Origin of the sequence: Leifsonia sp. AG29 (assembly GCF_009765225.1) — a bacterium.
GTDB lineage: Bacteria > Actinomycetota > Actinomycetes > Actinomycetales > Microbacteriaceae > Leifsonia.
In genome coordinates this window covers 3,545,497-3,565,540 of record NZ_VMSF01000001.1, presented here as the reverse complement: position 1 = coordinate 3,565,540, position 20,044 = coordinate 3,545,497, and the positions used below count along the sequence as shown (strand labels likewise).

Sequence of the window (20,044 nt, the reverse complement as noted above, 5' to 3'; positions counted from 1 at the left end):
AGGATTCGGCACGAATGTTGAGTATGGCGCTGGTATGAGCGTCATTCGGCACGAATGCGGCGTGGGACGGGAGGCGCGGACCGGGAGGCGCGGCGGCGGCCCCTCCAGGATTCGGCACGAATGTCGAGTATGGCGCTGGCAGGAGCGTCATTCGGCACGAATCTCGGTGGGAGGTGCGAGGTGGGAGGTGCGGGGTGGGAGGTGCGGGGTGGGAGGTGCGAGGCGAGAGGTGCGAGGTGCGAGGCACAGAGGGGCGCAGACGCCGAGGCGCGGAGGTGCGAGGCACGCAGGGCGCGGCAGCGCGAAAGGCGCGGGACACGCGAGGTCGGCGCGGGGTCAGGAGGCGCGAGGTCAGGAGGCGCGTTCGAGGGCGGCGCCGACCACGGCCTCGATCAGCGAGGCCGCCGTGCGCTCCGTCGCGACGACGTCGACGCGGAGGCCGAAGCCCGAAGCGTCCCGCGCCGTCTGCGGCCCGATGGCCGCGACCAGGGTCGACTCGGGGATGGGGCCCAGCTGCTGCTGCACCTGCTCGGCGACGGACCCGCTCGTGACGAGGATCGCCTGGACGAGACCGTCGCGCACATCCGATACGACGTTCTCCGGCACCGCGACGCCGACCGTGCGGTAGGCGACGACGGACTCGACGTCGTGCCCGATACGGCGCAGCCCCTCGGTCAGGAGGGGCTTCGCGATCTCGGAGCGCAGCGTCAGCACGCGGAGCGGCACGACGCCCTGCGTCGCGGCCTCCCACTCGGCGAGCAGACCGCGAGCGGAGTTGTCCTCCGAGGGGACGAGGTCGACCTTGTAGCCGGCCGCCGCGAGCGCCGCCGCCGTGGTCTCGCCGACGGCCGCCACCCGGGTGGTGGGAGGGACGACGGCGCGCTGCGCGCTCAGGACGTCCACGGTGGTCGCGCTCGTGACGGTCATCCAGTCGAACTCGCCCGCGGCCAGGCGCGCGAGCGCCCGCTCCAGCGCCGGCGCGTCGGCTGTGGGCGCGAAGTTGATCATGGGCGCCACCACGGGCGACGCACCCCGGGCGCGGAGATCGGCCGCGACGGAGTCCCCCCACGGGCCGCCGCGCGGGACGAGGACCCGCCAGCCGGTGAGCGGTTTCGGGGTGGAGGCGGCGCTCGTCATCGCGTGCTCCCCAGCGGCGCGAGATCGCCGGCGCCGGCCTGCAGCAGCTCGGCGACGACGCGCGCTCCGACCTCGCGGGCGGCCTCGTGGAGGTGCGCTGCACCCAGCGAGTCGGGGGTCGCGGCGTGGGAGGCGGTCAGCCGCTCGGTGCCGTCGGGCCGGTACACCGTCGCCGTCAGGAAGAGCAGGCCGTCGTCGACCAGGGCGGAGGCGCCGATCGGCGCGGCGCAGCCCGCCTGGAGGCCGGCCAGCACCTCCCGTTCGGCGGCCGCGCAGGCGTTCGTCGTCACATGGTCGACGGCTCGGAGGGCGCGCGCGACGGCGCCCCGCCCCTGCTCGTCGCCGGAGCGCGCCTCCAGGGCGAGAGCGCCCTGGCCGGGCGCCGTCGGCATGAGCGAGAGCGAGAAGTACTCGGTGACCGCGTCGAGACGGCCGAGGCGGCCGAGGCCCGCGGCGGCCAGCACGACCGCGTCGAGGTCGCCGCTCGCCACCCGGCCGAGCCGGGAGTCGACGTTGCCGCGCAGGTCGACAACATCGAGGTCGGGGCGCTGCGAGGTGAGCTGGGCGACCCGGCGAGGCGATCCGGTTCCCACCCGGGCGCCCTCGGGGAGCGTCTCGAGCGTCAGGTCGTCCCGGGCACACAGCGCGTCGCGGGCGTCGGCGCGCTTCGGCACCGCGCCGACGACGAGCCCGGGAGCCGGAGCGGTCGGCAGGTCTTTGAGGGAGTGGACGATGATGTCGACCTCGTCGGCGCGGAGAGCGTCGCGCAGCGCGGTCGCGAAGACACCGGTGCCTCCGAGTTCCGAGAGCGACTCCCGCGAGGTGTCGCCGTGGGTGGTCACCGTGACGAGCTCGACGTCCGTCCCCGTGGCGCGGGCCATCGCCTCGGCCACGGCGGTCGTCTGGGCGACCGCGAGGGCGCTCCCGCGCGTGCCGACGCGGAGCACGCCGTCCCGGCGCTCGGCCGGGCCGTCGACGCGGGTCACGGCTCCGCTCACGGGGCGAGCCCCGCAGCGGCCGGTTTGAAGCCGAGCCGGACGTTCTCGCAACAGCCGGGGCGGCACACGTCGTACCAGGGCCCGAGCGGGGTCACCGCGGGACGGTCCTCGGTGGGCACGCCGTCGCGGCGCTCGAGCACCAGGTCGACCAGGCCCTTCACGTACGCTGCGTGCGTGCCGGGCGTCGGGACGCGCACGGCGACGAGGCCGTGCTCCTCGCTGGTCTCCATCGCCTCGTTGTCCAGGTCCCAGAGGACCTCCATGTGGTCGCTCACGAAGCCCAGCGGGACGATGACGACCGCCTTGACGCCGAGCTCCGGGAGCTCGGCGATGCGGTCGTTGATGTCCGGCTCGAGCCACGGCATGGAGGGGGGACCGGACCGCGACTGGAAGACGAGGTCCCACGCGACCGTGCCGCCGGTCGCGGCGTGCGACACGACCTCGGCCACCGCGAGGTGCTGGGCGGCGTACGCGCCTCCCTCGCCGAAGCCCCGCTCGGGGGGCCCGGAGCGGTCGGCGTCCGACGACGGGATCGAGTGCGTCGAGTACAGGATCCGCACCTCGGTCGCCGGGTCGATGCCGGGCAGCCGGCGCTCGATCTCGGCGAGCGCGTCGCGCACGCCCTCGATGAACGGCTCGACGAAACCGGGGTGATCGAAGAACTGGCGCACCTTGTCGATGGCGATGGTCCCCTCGAGGCCGGTGTCGGCGAGGGCCCGCGCGAAGTCCTCACGGTACTGGCGGCAGCTCGAGTACGACGAGTAGGCGCTGGTGGCGATCGCGATCAGCTTGGTGAAGCCGCGCTCGTTCGCCTCCCTCAGCGCGTCGTCGAGGTACGGGTCCCAGTTGCGGTTGCCCCACAGCACGGGCAGGTCGATGCCGCGGGAGGCGAGCTCGGCCTCCAGTGCCGCCTTGAGTTCGCGGTTCTGGTCGTTGATCGGGCTCACGCCGCCGAAGTGGCGGTAGTGGTGCGCGACCTCCTCGAGGCGCTCCTCCGGGATGCCGCGACCGCGCGTGACGTTCCGCAGGAAGGGGATGACGTCGTCCTGGCCCTCGGGGCCGCCGAACCCGGCGAGGAGGATCGCGTCGTAGGCGACCGGCTCGGTCACGTGCTCCGGCCCGGAGGCGGCGGCCGGCGTCGCGCCGAGCACGCGCTGGTCGGTCCTTGCCTCGGTCACTGGAGGACCTCCACGAGCTCGGCGGGCTGGATGCGGCGGCCCGTGAAGAACGGGACCTCCTCGCGCACGTGGCGGCGAGCGTCGGTGTAGCGGAGCTCGCGCATCATGTCGACCAGATCGGTGAGCTCGTCGGCCTCCATCGGGAGGATCCACTCGTAGTCGCCGAGCGCGAAGGACGCCACGGTGTTGGCGAGGACCGAGCGGAAGGCGGCACCCTTCCGGCCGTGCTCGGCGAGCATCCGGCCGCGCTCCTCGTCGGGGAGGAGGTACCACTCGTAGCTGCGCACGAACGGATAGACGCAGAGCCAGCCCTTGGCGGCCTTGCCGCGCAGGAAGCCGGGGACGTGCGCCTTGTTGAACTCGGCGTCGCGGTGCACGCCCATGGCGTTCCAGGTGGGGAGGAGCGCCTTCAGGAGCCGGGTGCGCCGCAGCTGCCGCAGGCCCCACTGCAGGCCCTCGGCCTCGGGGCCGTGCAGCCAGATCATGAGGTCGGCGTCGGCGCGCAGGCCGGAGACGTCGTAGAGTCCGCGGGTGGTGACGCCCTGCAGCTCGATGTCGGCGATGACGCCCTCGAGCTCCTGGACGGCCTTCGGAACATCCGTGCCGTCCAGGTCGTCGGGGCGCGCAGGGTCACGGCGCAGCACCGCCCACAGGGTGAATCCGGTCGGGACGGCGTCGGGGGTTTCGGGGGTGGAGGACTCTGCCGGTACGGCAGCCGGGGTGCTCATACCCACAGTCTCCCTCCGAATGCTGAGAAGGCCAAAAGCGCGCTCAGCGCCGGACGAGCCGGACGGTGAGCCAGACGAATGCGCCGACGACCGCAGCGGCCGCGGCCGCGATCGCGCCCAGCGCCAGCGGGTTCTCCTCGCTGAGCCGGCGGACGCGCTCGGTGGCGCGCTTGGGGACGTTGAGCCGGTACTCGATCGCGTTGAGCGTGGCGGCGAGCTCGGCCCGGGCGCGGTCGACGTCGGTGCGGTCAGTTGTCATATTTCCCCAGTCCCTTCAGTGCGTCCGCGTCCTCCTTGATGCTGTCGATCGTCTTCGACGGAGCGACGCCGTCCACGCGCTTCAGCGACGAGCGGCCGACCAGGGCCAGCACCACCGCGATCACCACGAGGACGCCGAAGACGATCAGGGCGGCCGCCCACGCGGGGAGCACGATCGCGAGCCCGAGGACGGCGGCGGCGATCAGCACACCGAAGGCGAAGAAGAGGAGGAACGCGGCGGCCGCGAACAGCCCTATGCCGATCCCGGCATACTTCGCCTTCTCCGCGAACTCCTGCTTGAGGTGCGCGAGCTCGGCCTTGGCGAGCTCGGCGACGAGCCGCGGCAGGTCGCTGACCAGCTGCCCGAGCGAGCGGGCTCGCGCCCTGTCGTCGGCCGTGGGCTCCCGATCGGTCATGTCGCCCTCCCTCAGGATGACGCGGCGTCCGGGCCGGCGGCGGTCGGGGCGGGCTCGGCAGGCCGCATGGTGCGGTAGCCGCGGGCCTCGCGCCGACGCTGCGCGGCGCGACCGGCGAAGCGCTTGGCGGTGACGTAGACGGTGTCGGGCAGGTCCCCGACGGTCTGGGAGACGAACTCCTCGACGGCGTGCACCTGGTCCTGGACGACCGGCGACTCCCACACCCGGGAGGCGGCCGCCCGGATCTGCTCGTACCGCTCGCGCCCGGCGCGCGTCCCGAGGACGTAGCCCACGGCGGCGCCCGCCGCGAAGATCAGCTTCCCGCGCATTCGATCCCCTTTACTGCAGGTTGTCGGTCAGTGCCCTCCAGCGTAGACCTCGCACTCGTTCGGCCACCCGGCGCGCGTCCGGGATGACCGAGGCGAGGCCCGTGCCCGTCAGCCACGAACCGGTGACCTCGAGGCCATCGACGCCGTCGGCCGCTGTGCGGACCGCTTGGATGCGCTCCCGCTGCCCCACTGTTGCATACGGCAGGGCGTTCGTCCAGGGGGTGCGTGCGAACCCGACGACGGCGGATTCCGGGAACGGAATATTGAGGAGGAGCGCGGCGTCGCGCGCGGCGAGGCTCCGGAGCTCGTCGTCGGACAGGGACGGGGTCTCCGCGGGGCGCCCGGCGCGCCCGTACGACAGGCGCACCACGTGCCTCCCGGCCCCGGCGGCCTCGGCGACCCAGTCCCACTTGGCGCTCGAGTGGGTCATCGCCTTGGCGCGCACGTCGGTACCCGCGACGTCGGCGACGAGCACGCCCGTGCCGACCGGCGCCTCCGCCAGGCGGTCGTCGTCGACCACGAGCGTCACGAGCTCGACGCTGGAGGCGGCGGGCCAGTCCAGCCGCATCAGCTCGTCGAGGCCCTCGCCGAGGCCCGCCAGCAGGGGCAGCGCCTGGTCGGCCGGGCAGGCGATCACCACCGCGTCCGTGTCGATGGTCTCGCCGTCTGCGAGGCGGATCACCCAGCGAGCGGGCCGGCCGGCCTCGTCATCGCCGGGCTCCGGCTCCTGCCACTGCTCGATCGTGACCGCCGCCGACCCGGTGCGGACGGTTCCTCCACGCCGCCGCACGTCGTCGGCGAGCGCCTGCGGGAGGCGCCACATGCCTCCTCTGATGCCGCCCACGGCGCTGCCGGCCTTGGAGGCGGCGCGCAACTCGCCCACCGCCCCGGAGAGCGACCCCTGCCGCGTGAGCGCGGCATTCAGACCGGGGGCGACGACGTCGACGTCGAGCTCGTCGGGAGACGCGGAGTACACGCCCGTGGCGACCGGCGCCACCAGGAGGTCGAGCACCCGGGCGCCCATGCGCTTGCGGACGAGCGCACCCAGCCGGCGCTCCTGGCCGATCTTCAGCACGGGGAGGAGCCGGTCGGCGTAGGCGCGGAGGGCGCCTCCCCACCCGATCGCGGCGATGACATCGGTCGCGAGCGGAGAAGACGGGATGCCGAGCAGTCCCGCCTTCGGCAGCGGCACAGAGCGGCTGCCGTGGCGCACCCACGCGCCGGCCGGGTTCGGCTGCACGATGTCGCCCTCGAGGCCGAGCTGGCCGAGCAGTTCGGCGACGTGGCCGCCGCGGGTCGCGAAGCTCTCCGCGCCGGCGTCGAGCGTCATGCCCGCGATCTCGAGCGGAGCCACCGAGCCTCCCACGCGACCGGAGGCCTCGAGCAGCGTGACCTCGAAGCCCGGCCGCGAGCACTCCCGGGCGACGACGAGACCGGCGAACCCTCCGCCGATCACGACGATGCGCGTCGGCGGCGCCTCGACGGCGTGCCGGATCTCGTCGGCGAGGCGGTCGTCGCTCACGCGGCCCGCCAGGCGTGCACCAGCTCGACCACCCGGGTGAGCACGGTGGGGTCGGTCTCGGGCGGGACTCCGTGGCCGAGGTTCAGGACATGCGCGGGCGCCTCCAGACCGCGGCGCAGCACGTCGCGGACGTGCGCCTCGAGGACCGGCCACGGGGCGTCGAGCATCGCGGGGTCGACGTTGCCCTGGACGGGCACCACGTGGCCGAGCCGGCGGCTCGCCTCGTCGAGGGGGATGCGGTAGTCGACGCCCACCGCGTCCGCGCCGACGTCGTGCATCGCCTTGAGCAGCTCGCCCGTCCCGACGCCGAAGTGGACGAGGGGGACGTTGCGGGTGTCGGGCTCGCCCGCTTCCGCTGCCTCCGACCCCCCCGCTCCGGGCGCCTCCGCGACCTCGTACGTCAGGTCGCGGACGTGCGAGAGCGCCCGGGCCGACGCCGGAGCGACATGCTCCGCGTAGTCGGCGAGCGACAGGGACCCGGCCCACGAGTCGAAGAGCTGCGCCGCGCTGGCTCCCGCCAGCACCTGCGCCCGCAGGAACGCCCCGCTGACGTCGGCCGTCCAGGCCATGAGCCGGGCCCACGCCTCCGGGTCGGCGTGCATGAGGGTCCGGGCGCGGATGTGGTCCTTCGACGGACCGCCCTCGACGAGGTAGGCCGCGAGCGTGAACGGAGCGCCGGCGAAACCGATCAAGGGGGTGTCGCCCAGCTCGGCCGTGGTGAGGCGGACGGCCTCGGCGATCGCCGCGAACGTGTCGTCGCCGAGCGAGGCCGGATCGGTCTCCTCCAGCCGCGACACGTCGTCGGCCGTGCGGACGGCGTGCTCGAAGACGGGCCCCTTGCCCGGCTGGATCTCCACCGCCACGCCCGCGAGCTTCAGCGGGACGACGATGTCGCTGAAGAAGATGCCCGCATCGACGCCGTGGCGGCGCACCGGCTGGAGGGTGATCTCGCTCGCCATCGCCGGGTCGAGGCAGGCGTCGAGCATGCGCGTGCCGACGCGCAGCTCGCGGTACTCGGGGAGCGAGCGGCCCGCCTGCCGCATGAACCAGACCGGTGTCACCTCCTGCCGTTCGCCCTGGTAGGAGCGGACGAGACGGCTGCCGGCAGTACGGCCGGCGGCGAGCGGATGGCCGGAGTGGAGGGAGGTCACCCGACGATTCTGCCAGGGCGGAATCTGCCAATACCCTGCCAATCGTTTGCGGAGGCGCACAGGGCGGCCTCCTCGATTCGAACTCGGGCGGGCACGAGCGTAGGCTTTCCGTCGTGCTTCTGTGCTTCTCGTCGAGCCACCGGACGGCGGACTTCGACCTCCTCGAACGGCTCGAGCGTCATGCTCCGGCCGTCACCGAGGCACTCGCGGAGCACTCCGACATCGTCAGCGGATCGGTGGTGCTCGCCACCTGCAACCGGTTCGAGGCCTACGTCGAGATCGACGAGCCCCTGCCCGCGGCCCGCGCCGTCTCCGCCGAGGCCGTGATCGACGCCGTGAGCTCGGCCACGGGCATCGCGCCCGACGTGCTCCGCGCCTCCAGCGCCGTCTACAGCGACCACGCCGTCGCCGAGCACCTGTTCGCGGTGTCGAGCGGCCTCGAGTCGGTCGTCGTGGGCGAGGGTGAGATCGCCGGACAGGTGCGCCGCGCCCTCGAGTCGGCCCGCGCGGCGGGCACGGTCACGAGCGAGCTGGAGCGCGTGTTCCAGGTCGCGGCGCGCACCTCCCGGGGCGTCAAGAACCGGACCGGCATCATGCAGGCCGGGCGCTCCCTGGTGCGGCTCGCGCTCGATCTCGCCGAGAGCCGCGTGAGCGACTGGGGCGGCACCCGCGTGCTCCTCGTCGGCACCGGCAAGTACGCGGGCGCCAGCCTCGCGGCCCTCCGCGACCGCGGCGCGACCGACGTTCGGGTCTTCTCGCCCTCGGGCCGCGCCGCCCGGTTCGCCCGTTCGCACGACATCGAGCCCGTGGAGGCGCCGGGCCTCGTCGAGGCGCTGGCCGCCAGCGACCTCGTGGTCACCTGCTCGGCCGTTACCGATCACGTGGTCACGGTCCCCCTCCTCTCCGACGCGCTCGGACTTCCCGGCGCCGTGGAGCGCCGCCTCATCGTCGACCTCGGCCTCCCCCGCAACGTCGACCCCGCGGTCGCCGGGCTCGCCGGCGTCGAGCTGCTCGACCTGGAGACCATCAGCATCCACGCGCCCCTGGAGGAGCTGAACGCCGCCGACGACGCGCGCAGCATCGTCGACCAGGCGGCGGCCGAGTACCGGGCGCAGACGGCGGAGCAGGCCGTCACCCCGGCGCTCGTCGCCTTGCGCAAGCACGTCTTCGACGTGCTCGACGCCGAGATCGAGCGCGCCCGCCGCCGCGGCGACTCCAACGACCGGACCGAGGCGGCGCTCCGCCACCTCGCCGGGGTCCTCCTCCACACGCCGTCGGTGCGCGCCCGCGAGCTCGCACGCGAGGGCGAGGCGCAGGCCTTCATCGACGCGGCCGAGGCCCTCTTCGGCATCCGGCCGGAGACCGAGGGCGCCGTCGAGACCCTGCGCCCCGCGCTCCGCCGGGCCGACGACCAGAGCGAAGCCTCCTGACCCACCAGACACCCGACAGCACCGACCGAGGAGGACACGTGAGCGACGAGGCCACCATCCCCGCCGACACCGTCGCGCCCCACGGCGCCGAGAACCTGCCGTACAAGGCGCAGGAGCTGCGCACCGAGCGCCTCCTCCTGCGGCCGCTCAACAGCGGCGACCTCGAGAACGCGCACGAGTACGAGCGCCTGAAGGACGTCGCCCGCTACCTCTTCTGGGAGGTGCACGACCACGACGAGTCGGCGGAGCACCTCCGGAAGCGCATCGCCATGAACCGGCTCGCGCACGACGGCGACGGCATCGTCTACGCCGTCGAGCTCCCCGACCCGGAGGGCGGCCACACCCGGGTCATCGGCCACGTCAGCCTGTTCCTGAAGTCCGCCAACTGGGGCAAGTTCGAGATGGGGTGGGTGTTCCACCCGGCCGTGCACGGCCGCGGCTACGCCACCGAGGCGACCACGCGCATCCTCGAGCTCTGCTTCGACGGCCTCCGCGGGCATCGCGTCTTCGCCCAGCTGGACGCGCGCAACGAGACGTCGGCGCGCCTCTGCGAGAAGCTGGGCATGCGGCAGGAGGCGCTGCTGCGGCAGACCGAGATCTTCCGCGGCGAATGGTCGGACACGGCGGTCTACGCCATCCTCGAGGACGAGTTCCGCTCCCGTCCCTGACCCGCGGGGCGCCGCCGCGCGCGCTCGATAGGATGGACGGGTCCCCACCACACCACCCGGACCACAGGGAGCACCATGGCCGCACCGTCGAGACTGGATTCCGTCATCACGCTGGCGCAGCACCGCGGATTCGTCTTCCCCTCCGGCGACATCTACGGCGGCACGCGCTCCGCGTGGGACTACGGCCCCCTCGGCGTCGAGCTGAAGGAGAACATCAAGCGCGAGTGGTGGAACACCTTCGTGCGCGGCCGCGGCGACATGGTGGGTCTCGACTCGGCGATCATCCTCCCGACGCCCGTGTGGGAGGCGTCCGGTCACGTCCAGGTGTTCAGCGACCCGCTGACCGAGTCGCTCATCACGCACAAGCGCTACCGCGCCGACCACCTGTTCGAGGCGTACGAGGCCGAGCACGGCCACGCGCCCGAGAACGGCCTCGCCGACATCCCCGACCCGGACCACCCGGACAAGGTCGGTCAGTGGACGCCCATCCGCCAGTTCTCCGGTCTCATGAAGACCTTCCTCGGCGTGGTCGACGACGAGTCGGGCCTCCACTACATGCGGCCCGAGACGGCGCAGGGCATCTTCACCGACTTCGCGGCCGTGCTGCAGACCTCGCGCAAGAAGCCGCCGTTCGGCATCGGCCAGATCGGCAAGGCGTTCCGGAACGAGATCACGCCGGGCAACTTCATCTTCCGGACCCGGGAGTTCGAGCAGATGGAGATCGAGTACTTCGTCGAGCCGGGCACCGACGACGAGTGGTTCCAGACCTGGATCGACCTGTGCTGGGACTGGTTCGTCGACCTCGGCATCCGGCCCGGCAACATCCGCCGGTTCGAGCACGAGAAGGGCAAGCTCGCCCACTACTCGAAGCGCACGATCGACATCGAGTACCGGTTCGAGTTCGCCGGCAGCGAGTGGGGCGAGCTGATGGGCGTCGCCAACCGCACCGACTACGACCTCCGCACCCACATCGAGCACTCCGGCAAAGACCTGAGCTTCTTCGACCAGAACAAGAACGAGCGCTACGTCCCCTACGTGATCGAGCCGTCCTTCGGCCTCACCCGGGCGCTCATGGCCTTCCTCGTCGACGCCTACGACGAGGAGCAGGTCCCGAACGCCAAGGGCGGCACCGACAAGCGCACCGTGCTGCACCTCGACCCGCGGCTCGCGCCGGTCAAGGTGGCCGTGCTCCCGCTGTCGCGCAACGAGGCCCTGTCGCCGCTCGCTCGGTCGCTGGCCGACCGGCTCCGCAAGCGCCGCAACGTCGACTTCGACGACTCGGGCGCGATCGGCCGCCGCTACCGTCGCCAGGATGAGATCGGCACGCCGTTCGCGGTCACCGTCGACTTCGACTCCCTGGAGGACGACGCCGTGACCGTCCGCGACCGCGACTCGATGCAGCAGGAGCGCATCCCCCTCGAGGGTCTCGACCGCTACCTGGCGGAGCGCCTCAAGGAGTTCTAGGAGTACCGCCACGCCCCCGCTCAGCGTCTTCCTCACCACCTGGTCGTTCGACCCGGCGGCCGCCGCGGTGCTCGTCGCGGCCGCCGCGCTGTACCTGGCGGGCGTCATCCGGCTCCGGAGGCACGGCCACCGCTGGCCCCGCCGGCTGACGGCCGCCTACCTGCTGCTCGGGCTCGGCTCGTACGCCGTCATCTCGTTCGGCTTCCTGGGGGCCGAGAGCAGCGAGCTGCGCTGGGCCTTCACGACCCGGATCGCGCTCCTCCTGTTCGTCGTCCCGGCCCTCGTCAGCCTGGGACGGCCGATCGCTCTCGCCCGGGTGGCGCTCGACCCCGCCGGCCGCTCCCGGACCGACCGCTTCATGGGATCGTGGCCGGTCCGGCTGTTCGGGAACGCGATCTTCGCGACGATCTTCGCCTGCGCCGCCTTCCTGGTGTTCCTCACGCCGGTCGCCGCGATCCTCCGCGACTCCCCCTGGTCCGAGTGGACCATCTCGGTGCTGACGCCGCTGGTGGGACTGCTCATGGTCCTCCCCATCGCCGCCCACTCGGTGGTGCGCACGAGCTTCTTCATTACGGTCGAGTTCCTCCTCGCGTTCGTGGCGCTCCTCCTCGACGCCATCCCCGGCCTCCTGCTCCGGCTGAACGACGCGGTGCTCGACCACGCGCCGTCGCTCGCCGGGCGCGTGCCGTTCTGGTTCCCGACGCCCCTCCACGACCAGCACCTCTCGGGCGACCTCCTGTGGTTCATCGCCGAGGTCGCCGACGTGCCGGTGCTGGTGCTCCTGTTCGTCCGGTGGATGCGCCTCGACCGCCGCGAGGGCAAGCAGCTCGACGAGCTCACGGACGAGCAGATGGAGGAGCTGACGCGCCAGCACCTCAGCCGCGGGCACTGAGCGGTAGCCGTTCGCCCTGACCGGCCGCTGGATCGCGCCGAGCGCCCACTGCCCGGCGGGGCGTACGGTGGGCGCGTGAGCGAGCGCAGACGCACGGCGATGATCATCGGGGGCACCGGGCAGATCGGCTCGGCGGTGGCGCGGCGACTCGCCGTGGACGGCTGGTCGGCGCTCGTGGCCCACCGCGGCTCGCATCGCGGCGACCCGGAGCTGGCCGACCTCGACGTGACGAGCATCCGCCTCGACCGCGACGACACGGAGGCGCTGCTCGCCCGGGCCCGCGGGCACGACCTCGTGCTCGACACCGTCGCGTACGAGCCGCGCCACGCCGACCAGCTCGCCGGCCTCGCCGGGGAGGTCGAGTCGCTCGTGGTGATCTCGACCGGCTCGGTCTACCTCGGCGAGGGAGGCGGCTACCTCGACATCGTGACCGGACCGGGCGACTTCCCCGACTACCCGCTCCCCCTGCGCGAGACCGATCCGACCGTCGACAACGCGGAGCGCACCTACTCGCCGCTCAAGGCGGCCATGGAGCGCCGGCTGCTGGCCGCGGAGGGCCTCCCCGTGACCATCCTGCGTCCCGGCGCGATCCACGGGCCGTTCAGCCCGGCGCTGCGGGAGTGGTACTTCATCAAGCGCGCGCTCGACGGGAGGCGCCGGGTCGTGCTCTCGGACGGCGGCACGAATCGCTTCAGCACCTCCTCGACGGCCAACATCGCCGAGCTCGTGGCCCTGTGCGCCGACCAGCCGGGCAGACGAGTGCTCAACGCCGTCGACGGCGACGCGCTGAGCGTCGCGGAGATCGCCACGGCCGTCTACCGCGCACTCGGCCGGTCGGTCGAGATCGTCACGTTCCCGGGGCCGCCGGTGGAGGGCGTCGGGGGCACCCCGTGGACGGTCGCGCACCCGCTCCTCCTCAGCATGGCCCGCGCCACCGTCGAGCTCGGCTACCACCAGCCGGTGGGTTACGCGGAGGCGGTCGGTGCCACGGTCGACTGGGCGGTGCGGGAGGTGCGAGCGGCGGAGCGTGCCGGCAACGGCTGGGAGGCGGTGTTCCCGGGGCTCGTCGAGCGAGCCGAGTCGGACCGTTGGTTCGCCTACGACGACGAGGACGCGTACCTCGACGGGAGGCAGCGGTAGCGGCTAGAAGACGTACTCGAGCAGGTCCAGACCGACCGCGCGCATCCCGTCGATGACAGCCAGGCGGCTCGGCAGGTCGGTGTCGTCGAAGTACGTCGACACCGCGTAGGTCACGCCGGCGCGGGGGCCGCGCAGCACGCCCACCTCGCTGCGGACGCCGGCGTCGGTGCCCGTCTTGTTGACGAGCAGGATGCCGTGCTCGGGGTGCCGGTGGGAGTGCGGGTCGAGGCCGAACGCGCTCGACACGAGCGAGAAGTCGCTGTTCAGCGAGAGCCAGGAGATGACGCGCTGGCTGGTCGCCGGGTTGACGATCTCGCCGCGAGCGAGCGCCGAGAAGAGCCAGGTGAGCTCGTTGGCGCTGCCGACCGAGAGCTGGGGCGCGTCGTCGGGGCCGCGATGGTCGCGGACCAGGTCCAGCAGCGCCGTCCGGGTCAGGCCGAGCGACTCCGTGCGGGCGCTCACCGCCTCCAGGCCGACGCGGCGGAGGAGCACGTTCGTGGCCAGGTTGTCGCTGGTGGCGCCGACGAGCGCGGCCAGGTCGGCGACGGGCAGCGACGGCACATGGAGGTGCTGCCAGATGCCCGAGTCGCCGGCGATGTCGCGGGCGTCGCGATCGAGGTGCGCGAGCGGACTCAGCTGCCCCGACTGGAGGCGCGCCGCCACCTCGACGAGGAGGAGCACCTTGCCGATGCTGGCCGTCGGCATGACCACGTGGTCATCGACCGAGAACAGCACCGCGCCCGTCGTCAGATCGGTCGCCCGGGCGGACACCTGCACCCCCGACACGGCGAGCCGGGCGAGGGCCTCGAACCCGCGCTCGAAGCTCTCGGACGATCCCGGTCCGCGATGCCGGGCACGGCGCGCGCTCTGCCGGCTGCGGCGTTCGGACTCCTGGAGCTGGGTCGTCACGGTGATCGAGGGATCCTTCCGGAAGACGGACGGTACGGGCGGTCCCCCCGGGCCGCCGTCGGCCGCCGGGCCGGACGGCCCCGCAGACGACAGGTTCGATCGTACCCCCGGAACGGGCGCGATGGGGGATGGGATCGCGCCCGGCGCGGCCTCACCAGATGCTGACGCGCTCCTCCGGCGCCAGCCACAGCCGATCGGACTCGGTGAGTCCGAACGTCTCGTAGAAGGCGTCGATGTTCCGGACGATCTGGTTGCAGCGGAACTCGTTCGGCGAGTGCGGGTCGATCGCGAGGAGGCGGATGACCTCCGCGTCGCGGCCCTTCTGCTGCCAGGCCTGCGCCCACGACAGGAAGAAGCGCTCGGCGCCGCTCAGGCCGTCGATCACGGGAGGCTCCTCCCCGTTCAGCGACAGGAGGTACGCCTTCCAGGCGATGCCGAGGCCGCCGAGGTCACCGATGTTCTCGCCGATCGTCAGAGCGCCGTTGACGTGGTGCTCGGGCACCTGCGCCGGAGCGAGTGCGTCGTACTGCTCGATCAGGGTCCGCGTGCGCTCCTCGAAGGCGGCGCGGTCGTCGGCCGTCCACCAGTCCTGGAGGCGCCCGTCGCCGTCGAACTTCGAGCCCTGGTCGTCGAAGCCGTGACCGATCTCGTGACCGATCACCGCACCGATCGCGCCGTAGTTCGCGGCCGCGTCGCGCTCGGGGTCGAAGAACGGGAACTGCAGGATCGCGGCGGGGAACACGATCTCGTTGAAGCCGGGGTTGTAGTAGGCGTTGATCGTCTGCGGCGTCATGAACCATTCGTCGCGGTCGATCGGCTTGCCGATCTTGCCGAGCTCGCGGTTGAACTCGAAGAGCGCGGCGGCGCGCACGTTGCCGACGAGATCCGTGGGATCGATGGCGAGCGCCGAGTAGTCGCGCCACTTCACGGGGTAGCCGATCTTCGGGGTGAACTTCTCGAGCTTGTCGAGGGCGCGCTTCCGCGTCTCCTCGCCCATCCACTCGAGCGTGGAGATGCTCTGGCGGTAGGCCTCGATGAGATTGGCGACGAGCTCGTCCATCTGCTGCTTCGCCGCGGGCGGGAAGTGCTTCTCGACGTAGATCCGGCCGACCGCCTCGCCCATGGCGCCCTCGACCAGCGAGATGCCGCGCTTCCAACGCGCCCGCATCTCCGGGGTGCCGGTGAGCGTGCGGCCGTAGAACTCGAAGTTGGCCTCGACGAAGTCGCCGCTGAGGTACGGCGCCGTCCCGTGGATGATCTGCCAGGCCAGCCAGTCCTTCCACGCCTCGAGGCGGCTCTCGGTCAGCAGCTCGGCGAGGCCCGACGTGAACGACGGCTGCCGGAGGACCACCTCGGCCAGCGCCCCCTCGGGCGCGCCCAGCGCCTTCGCCCAGATCGCCAGCCCGTCGCCGTCGCGCGCCTCCGCCGCCGTGAAGAGCTTCTCGGCGTCGCCCCACGAGTAGAGGTTGTACGTCTTCTCGGAGTCACGCGAGCGGACGTTGTCCCAGTGCTGGGCCGCGATGCTGGTCTCGAGCTCGAACACGCGCTGTGCGCGCTCCGGTGCGTTCTCGAGCCCCGCGAGCTCGAACATGCGCTGGATGTGCGCGACGAACGCCTCGCGCACGGGCGCGAACCGCTCCTCGCGGAAGTACGACTCGTCGGGGAGGGAGATTCCCGCCTGCTCGACGAACACCAGGTAGCGCTCCGGGTCGCCCGGGTCGTTGTCGACGAACAGCTGGAAGAACCCGCCGATGCCGTGCCGCTCGAGGCGGCCGACCGTCTCCAGCAGATCGGAGACCGACTGGACGTCCGAGGCGAGCGCGAGCTGAGCCTCCACGGGCTTCACGCCGAGCGCCTCGATGCGCTCCTCGTCCATGAAGCTCGTGAAGAGGTCGCCGAACTTCCGCTCCTCGGTGCCCTCAGGGGCCGACTGTGCCGCCTCCACGATCTCGCGCACCGCCGCCTCGGCCTCCTCGGCGAGGATCATGAACGACCCCCAGCGGGCCTTGTCGGCCGGGATGTCGGTGCGCTCCAGCCAGCGCCCGTTCACGTGGCGGAAGAGGTCGTCCTGAGGACGGACAGCCGGATCGAGTTCGTCAGTGAGGATGCCGGAGGCGAGCGTCATGGGCCCAGCCTACGGGTTCGGCCGAGAGCGTTGCCAGGGCGCGCAGGCGCACCCACGAGGTGGCGAACAGCGCCGCCAGGAGCACCTCGGCCGCGATCGACACCCACCCCGCGGCGGACCCGAACCCGGCCGCGCTGAACACGACATTCACCAGCGCCGTCGCGGCGTAGACGGCGGCCAGCACACCCGAGAGCAGCGGCCGGTTCGTCATCCGCCACCAGGGGCGCGCGCCCTGCACGGGTTCGCCGGGGCCGCGGAACATGCGCGAGGCGAGATACCAGGCGAGGACCTGCAGCACGGTGAGCACGATGGAACCCGGCTCGGAGTGGATCGCGTCGAGGAGGAGGGTCAGCAGCAGCGAGACGCCGACGAGTGCGGCGATGACGACCGCCTTCTGGGCGGGAGTGGTGAAGCGCATGACGGTCCCCCGGGTCTGTACCCGGCCAGGATGCCAGAGCCGGAGACGGGTCGCGGCTAGGCTCGCCGAGCGGCCGGCCCGGCGGTCTCAGCGGCGTCGCGAGCGGCGCGCACGGTCTCCCACTCGGCGATGAGCTGCGGGAGGCGGCTCTGCACGAACCGGTAGAACCCGGCCATGTCGCGCAGGCGCTCCGTCGCGGGCGATGCGGGGTCGCCGACGGCCGCGAGTCCCGCCTCCGCCTGATCGGCGAGCACGCCGTAGACCGGGCTGTTCCGGACCATGAGCGCGTACCAGTCGCTCGGGATCTCGTAGCGATCGCGCCGGCTGCCGGGCTGCGAGACCCGGCGGACGATGCCGAGCGTCTGGAGGTAGCGCACGGCGCCCGAGATGCCCGCGGCGCTCGCCTCGAGCCGGTCCGCGAGCTCCGAGGCGGTGAGCCCGGGCGTCTCCGTCACCGTCAGCGCCATCAGCACCCGAGCCGCCATGCGCGGGAAGCCGGCGGCCGTGAGGACGGCGGCCGAGTGCTCCATCACCTCGGCGAGCGCCGCCGCGTCCTTCGCCATGCCCTGCCTCCTAGCCGATCGCGAAGTCCCGGCGCCGGATGAGGACGGCCGCCGCCGCGATCGAGACGACCGTTATGCCGAACATCCAGTATCCCCCGGTCCAGTCCGGCGTGCCGACCACGACGGGGGCGTCCGCGAACGGGGAGGTGTGGCGCATCCAGTCGGGCAGGTTCACCAGTGCGCCGAACACACCGACGAACGCGCCGAGACCGAGGCCCGCCCAGCCGACCGGGACGGTCCAGGACGGGGCGACGACGAAGACGAGCGCGAGGACGCCGAGATAGACGAGCGCCACCGGCAGCTGCGCGGACGCGGCCGTGAACGAGTCGCCGATGCGCGCGTTGTCGTCTCCCGCCGCGACGGCGGACAGTCCCGACGTGATCGCCGCGGCGAGCAGCACCAGCACGATCGCGATGACGCCGACGAGGAGGAACTCCAGCAGCCAGCGCACGCGCGACAGCGGGGTCGACATCATCACCTCGGCCGAGCCGCTCGCCTCCTCCTGGCGCAGCCGGATGACCGCCTGAACCGCGCAGGCGGCGGCCAGCACCCCGACGATCGTGAAGATGGCCGAGATGAACAGCTGGGTGAAGGAGCCCGTCCCTCCCGAGCCGATCCGGGCGACCGCCTCGCGGATGGACTTCAGGGAGGGGTCGTTCACGATCGAGGTGTTGACCGCGCTGCCGAGCGCGCCGGCGAGCGCGCCCGTGAGCGCGCCTCCGATGACCCAGCCGAGGATCGTCGGCCACTGGAGGCGCCACGCCAGGCCCAGGGGCCCGTTGAGCGTCGGCCGGGCGGCCGGCCGTCCCGCGCGCTGCCCGACGATGCCCGCACCGGAGTCGCGCACGGCCTGGAGGGCGAAGACGACCCCGAGGAGGAGCGCGGCGAAGCCGAGCTGGAGGAGCAGCGGCCTCCAGTCGTTCGCGGTGTAGGGCGCGAACTGCTGGCCCCAGCCGATGGGACTGAGCCACGACGCCCACCCCGGGTGCATGTGCGTGCCGTCGCCGAAGACGGTTCCCGTTGCGTCGCCGATGCCGCGGAGCAGGTATGCCAGCATGACGATCGCGGCGGCGTACCCGTTGGCTCCCCGCGACGTGGTCATGAACTGCGCCATGACGAGGCCCACGGCGAGGAAGGCCACGCCGGCGCCTCCGGTCGCGACACCGGCGACGAGCGAGCCGTACGCCGGCAGTCCGGCGGCCATGAAGCCGAGCGCGGTCGCCAGCGCCAGCAGCACGTTCGCGATCAGGCCGTGGATGACGGTGGCCGTCGTCGGGAGCAGTCGGCCGGCCGGCGTCGAGCCGACCAGCTCGGCCCGCCCCGTCTCCTCCTCAGCGCGGGAGTGGCGGACGGCGAGGAACGTGTTCATCAGCCCCGCGAGCACCGCGTTGAAGGTGTAGATCTCGAAGAAGGTCAGCGCGGCGATGCTCGTCCCCTGCGGGATGCCCCGGAGCATCAGGATCGTCGGGTTCGCGATCGCGAGCCGCATGACCTCGAGGCGCCCCGCCTCGGACGCGTACGTCTGCAGAATCGCCGCGCCCGAGAAGGCGGCGAGCAGGCCGATGGAGAGGATCCAGGTCAGCAGCTGCCAGCGGTCCCTCCGGAGACGCTGCCGGACGAGCACCGCGAGCAGGTGGCCGCGACCGGCGGGCCGGCTCGGCGCATCGCCGGCGTGACCCCGGTGGCGCGTCTCGGGCGGCCGGGGCGCCGTGGTGGTGTCGGTCGGTGCGCTCATCGGGCCTTCGCCTCCTCGCCGGTCTCCGCACCGAGCTCGTCGCCGTAGTGACGGAGGAACAGCTCCTCGAGGGACGGGGGTGCGACCGTGAGGCCCGTGACCTCCATCCGCGCGAGGGCGTCCAGGACGGGGGCGAGCCGGTCGCTGTCGGCGGTGAAGGTGACCCGTCCCTCCCGGACGTGCACGTCATGAGCCTGCGGGATGGCCTGGAGGCTGCGCTCGTCGTGCCCGTCGGCGGCGAACGAGATCTCCGTGCGGGTGAGATGGCGGAGCTGATCCAGGGTGCCCGACTCGACCGTGCGTCCCTCGCGGATGATCGTGACCCGGTCGCACAACTGCTCGACCTCGGAGAGGATGTGGCTCGACAGGAGGATCGTGGCCCCCTCGCTCTTGACGCGGGCGACCTCGGCGTTGAAGACCGCCTCCATGATCGGGTCGAGGCCGCTCGTCGGCTCGTCGAGAACGTAGAGGTCGGCCGGCGTCGCCAGCGCGGCGACGAGCGCCACCTTCTGCCGGTTGCCCTTCGAGTACGCGCGTCCCTTCTTGGTCGGATCGAGCTGGAACACGTCGATGAGTCGCTGCTTGCGCGCGCGGTAGGCGGTCCGGTCGGCGGTCCCGCCGCGGAGGCGCGCGAGAAGATCGATCGCCTCGCCCCCGGAGAGGTTGGGCCAGAGGTTCACATCGCCGGGCACGTAGGCGATTCGCCGGTGCAGGTCGACGGCGTCCCTCCACGGGTCGCGGCCGAAGACGCTGGCCCGGCCTCCGTGGGCACGGGCGAGTCCGAGCAGGACGCGGATGGTGGTCGACTTGCCGGCGCCGTTCGGGCCGAGGAAGCCGTGCACCTCACCCGCCGAGACGGAGAGGTCGAGCCCGTCGAGGGCGCGGACCCGGCCGAAGCGCTTCTGGAGTCCCTCGGCGCTGATCACGGTGTCCATGCTGACTGTGTCCATGGACCCGAATGCTACGCCGTTTTCAGTAATTTG

General features: G+C 72.5%; 20 protein-coding genes. 5 read left to right on the top strand and 15 right to left on the bottom strand.

All coding sequences use genetic code 11. The annotated features are described in order from the left end of the window. Positions 1 to 351: 351 nt before the first annotated feature. The 9 genes from FPT20_RS17265 to hemE are packed head-to-tail and all read right to left on the bottom strand — an operon-like array spanning position 352 to position 7,717. Positions 352 to 1,137 carry a uroporphyrinogen-III synthase gene (locus tag FPT20_RS17265; protein ID WP_158867567.1) on the bottom strand — a complete coding sequence of 262 codons (786 nt, stop codon included), beginning with the start codon at positions 1,135 to 1,137 and terminating at the stop codon, positions 352 to 354. Next, the gene (gene hemC, locus FPT20_RS17260) at positions 1,134 to 2,135 is read right to left on the bottom strand and encodes a hydroxymethylbilane synthase (RefSeq protein ID WP_158867564.1); all 1,002 of its coding nucleotides are present in this window, start codon (positions 2,133 to 2,135) and stop codon (positions 1,134 to 1,136) included. Before hemC ends, FPT20_RS17265 begins: the two co-directional genes overlap by 4 nt. Further along, on the bottom strand, positions 2,132 to 3,313 hold the full coding sequence (locus FPT20_RS17255) for a ferrochelatase (protein WP_158867562.1): 1,182 nt from the start codon (positions 3,311 to 3,313) through the stop codon (positions 2,132 to 2,134). Before FPT20_RS17255 ends, hemC begins: the two co-directional genes overlap by 4 nt. Next, positions 3,310 to 4,041, bottom strand: a complete 732-nt coding sequence (gene hemQ, locus FPT20_RS17250) for a hydrogen peroxide-dependent heme synthase (protein WP_158867560.1) — start codon at positions 4,039 to 4,041, stop codon at positions 3,310 to 3,312. Before hemQ ends, FPT20_RS17255 begins: the two co-directional genes overlap by 4 nt. A gap of 43 nt (positions 4,042 to 4,084) precedes the next feature. After that, the gene (locus FPT20_RS17245; protein ID WP_158867558.1) at positions 4,085 to 4,300 is read right to left on the bottom strand and encodes a DUF3618 domain-containing protein; all 216 of its coding nucleotides are present in this window, start codon (positions 4,298 to 4,300) and stop codon (positions 4,085 to 4,087) included. Then, positions 4,290 to 4,715, bottom strand: a complete 426-nt coding sequence (locus tag FPT20_RS17240) for a phage holin family protein (RefSeq protein WP_158867556.1) — start codon at positions 4,713 to 4,715, stop codon at positions 4,290 to 4,292. Before FPT20_RS17240 ends, FPT20_RS17245 begins: the two co-directional genes overlap by 11 nt. A gap of 11 nt (positions 4,716 to 4,726) precedes the next feature. After that, positions 4,727 to 5,044, bottom strand: coding sequence for a YtxH domain-containing protein (locus FPT20_RS17235; RefSeq protein ID WP_199245892.1), 318 nt, complete (start codon positions 5,042 to 5,044; stop codon positions 4,727 to 4,729). 10 nt (positions 5,045 to 5,054) lie between these two features. Continuing rightward, the gene (hemG, locus tag FPT20_RS17230) at positions 5,055 to 6,566 is read right to left on the bottom strand and encodes a protoporphyrinogen oxidase (protein ID WP_233265602.1); all 1,512 of its coding nucleotides are present in this window, start codon (positions 6,564 to 6,566) and stop codon (positions 5,055 to 5,057) included. Further along, the gene (hemE, locus tag FPT20_RS17225) at positions 6,563 to 7,717 is read right to left on the bottom strand and encodes a uroporphyrinogen decarboxylase (RefSeq protein ID WP_158867553.1); all 1,155 of its coding nucleotides are present in this window, start codon (positions 7,715 to 7,717) and stop codon (positions 6,563 to 6,565) included. The genes hemG and hemE overlap by 4 nt, the downstream gene beginning before the upstream one ends. A 113-nt stretch (positions 7,718 to 7,830) precedes the next feature. Between hemE and FPT20_RS17220 the strand changes: the two genes are divergently transcribed. The 5 genes from FPT20_RS17220 (at position 7,831) to FPT20_RS17200 (ending at position 13,311) form a co-directional block, all read left to right on the top strand. Further along, positions 7,831 to 9,147, top strand: coding sequence for a glutamyl-tRNA reductase (locus FPT20_RS17220; RefSeq protein WP_158867551.1), 1,317 nt, complete (start codon positions 7,831 to 7,833; stop codon positions 9,145 to 9,147). A gap of 38 nt (positions 9,148 to 9,185) precedes the next feature. Continuing rightward, positions 9,186 to 9,815, top strand: a complete 630-nt coding sequence (locus tag FPT20_RS17215) for a GNAT family N-acetyltransferase (RefSeq protein ID WP_158867549.1) — start codon at positions 9,186 to 9,188, stop codon at positions 9,813 to 9,815. A 75-nt stretch (positions 9,816 to 9,890) separates the two neighbouring features. Beyond that, positions 9,891 to 11,279, top strand: a complete 1,389-nt coding sequence (locus FPT20_RS17210) for a glycine--tRNA ligase (protein WP_158867547.1) — start codon at positions 9,891 to 9,893, stop codon at positions 11,277 to 11,279. 67 nt (positions 11,280 to 11,346) lie between these two features. Then, positions 11,347 to 12,171, top strand: coding sequence for a cytochrome c oxidase assembly protein (locus tag FPT20_RS17205; protein ID WP_233265601.1), 825 nt, complete (start codon positions 11,347 to 11,349; stop codon positions 12,169 to 12,171). 75 nt (positions 12,172 to 12,246) lie between these two features. Continuing rightward, a complete protein-coding gene (locus FPT20_RS17200) occupies positions 12,247 to 13,311 on the top strand; it encodes an NAD-dependent epimerase/dehydratase family protein (RefSeq protein ID WP_158867545.1) in 1,065 nt (354 codons plus the stop codon). 3 nt (positions 13,312 to 13,314) lie between these two features. Here the strand turns inward: FPT20_RS17200 and FPT20_RS17195 are convergent, their stop codons facing one another. From FPT20_RS17195 to FPT20_RS17170, 6 genes are all read right to left on the bottom strand, one after another. Beyond that, positions 13,315 to 14,220: a serine hydrolase gene (locus tag FPT20_RS17195; RefSeq protein WP_158867543.1), complete on the bottom strand. Its 906-nt coding sequence runs from the start codon at positions 14,218 to 14,220 to the stop codon at positions 13,315 to 13,317. Positions 14,221 to 14,371: 151 nt separating this feature from the next. Continuing rightward, on the bottom strand, positions 14,372 to 16,345 hold the full coding sequence (locus FPT20_RS17190) for a M13 family metallopeptidase (protein ID WP_158867541.1): 1,974 nt from the start codon (positions 16,343 to 16,345) through the stop codon (positions 14,372 to 14,374). Beyond that, the gene (locus FPT20_RS17185; RefSeq protein WP_158867539.1) at positions 16,317 to 16,763 is read right to left on the bottom strand and encodes a hypothetical protein; all 447 of its coding nucleotides are present in this window, start codon (positions 16,761 to 16,763) and stop codon (positions 16,317 to 16,319) included. The genes FPT20_RS17190 and FPT20_RS17185 overlap by 29 nt, the downstream gene beginning before the upstream one ends. A gap of 56 nt (positions 16,764 to 16,819) precedes the next feature. Further along, complete coding sequence (locus FPT20_RS17180) at positions 16,820 to 17,326, bottom strand: GbsR/MarR family transcriptional regulator (RefSeq protein ID WP_158867537.1); 507 nt, start codon at positions 17,324 to 17,326, stop codon at positions 16,820 to 16,822. Positions 17,327 to 17,336: 10 nt separating this feature from the next. Then, positions 17,337 to 19,061 carry an ABC transporter permease gene (locus FPT20_RS17175; protein ID WP_199245890.1) on the bottom strand — a complete coding sequence of 575 codons (1,725 nt, stop codon included), beginning with the start codon at positions 19,059 to 19,061 and terminating at the stop codon, positions 17,337 to 17,339. Beyond that, positions 19,058 to 19,996: an ABC transporter ATP-binding protein gene (locus tag FPT20_RS17170; RefSeq protein WP_199246063.1), complete on the bottom strand. Its 939-nt coding sequence runs from the start codon at positions 19,994 to 19,996 to the stop codon at positions 19,058 to 19,060. Before FPT20_RS17170 ends, FPT20_RS17175 begins: the two co-directional genes overlap by 4 nt. Positions 19,997 to 20,044: the final 48 nt, after the last annotated feature.

Excerpts from the sequence above, each read along its gene's own strand:
- FPT20_RS17265 (WP_158867567.1), bottom strand. The coding sequence starts at position 1,137 with ATGACGAGCGCCGCCTCCACCCCGAAACCGCTCACCGGCTGGCGGGTC.
- hemQ (WP_158867560.1), bottom strand. The coding sequence starts at position 4,041 with ATGAGCACCCCGGCTGCCGTACCGGCAGAGTCCTCCACCCCCGAAACC.
- FPT20_RS17245 (WP_158867558.1), bottom strand. The coding sequence starts at position 4,300 with ATGACAACTGACCGCACCGACGTCGACCGCGCCCGGGCCGAGCTCGCC.
- FPT20_RS17240 (WP_158867556.1), bottom strand. The coding sequence starts at position 4,715 with ATGACCGATCGGGAGCCCACGGCCGACGACAGGGCGCGAGCCCGCTCG.
- FPT20_RS17235 (WP_199245892.1), bottom strand. The coding sequence starts at position 5,044 with ATGCGCGGGAAGCTGATCTTCGCGGCGGGCGCCGCCGTGGGCTACGTC.
- FPT20_RS17210 (WP_158867547.1), top strand. The coding sequence starts at position 9,891 with ATGGCCGCACCGTCGAGACTGGATTCCGTCATCACGCTGGCGCAGCAC.
- FPT20_RS17190 (WP_158867541.1), bottom strand. The coding sequence starts at position 16,345 with ATGACGCTCGCCTCCGGCATCCTCACTGACGAACTCGATCCGGCTGTC.
- FPT20_RS17185 (WP_158867539.1), bottom strand. The coding sequence starts at position 16,763 with ATGCGCTTCACCACTCCCGCCCAGAAGGCGGTCGTCATCGCCGCACTC.
- FPT20_RS17180 (WP_158867537.1), bottom strand. The coding sequence starts at position 17,326 with ATGGCGAAGGACGCGGCGGCGCTCGCCGAGGTGATGGAGCACTCGGCC.
- FPT20_RS17175 (WP_199245890.1), bottom strand. The coding sequence starts at position 19,061 with ATGAGCGCACCGACCGACACCACCACGGCGCCCCGGCCGCCCGAGACG.
- FPT20_RS17170 (WP_199246063.1), bottom strand. The coding sequence starts at position 19,996 with ATGGACACCGTGATCAGCGCCGAGGGACTCCAGAAGCGCTTCGGCCGG.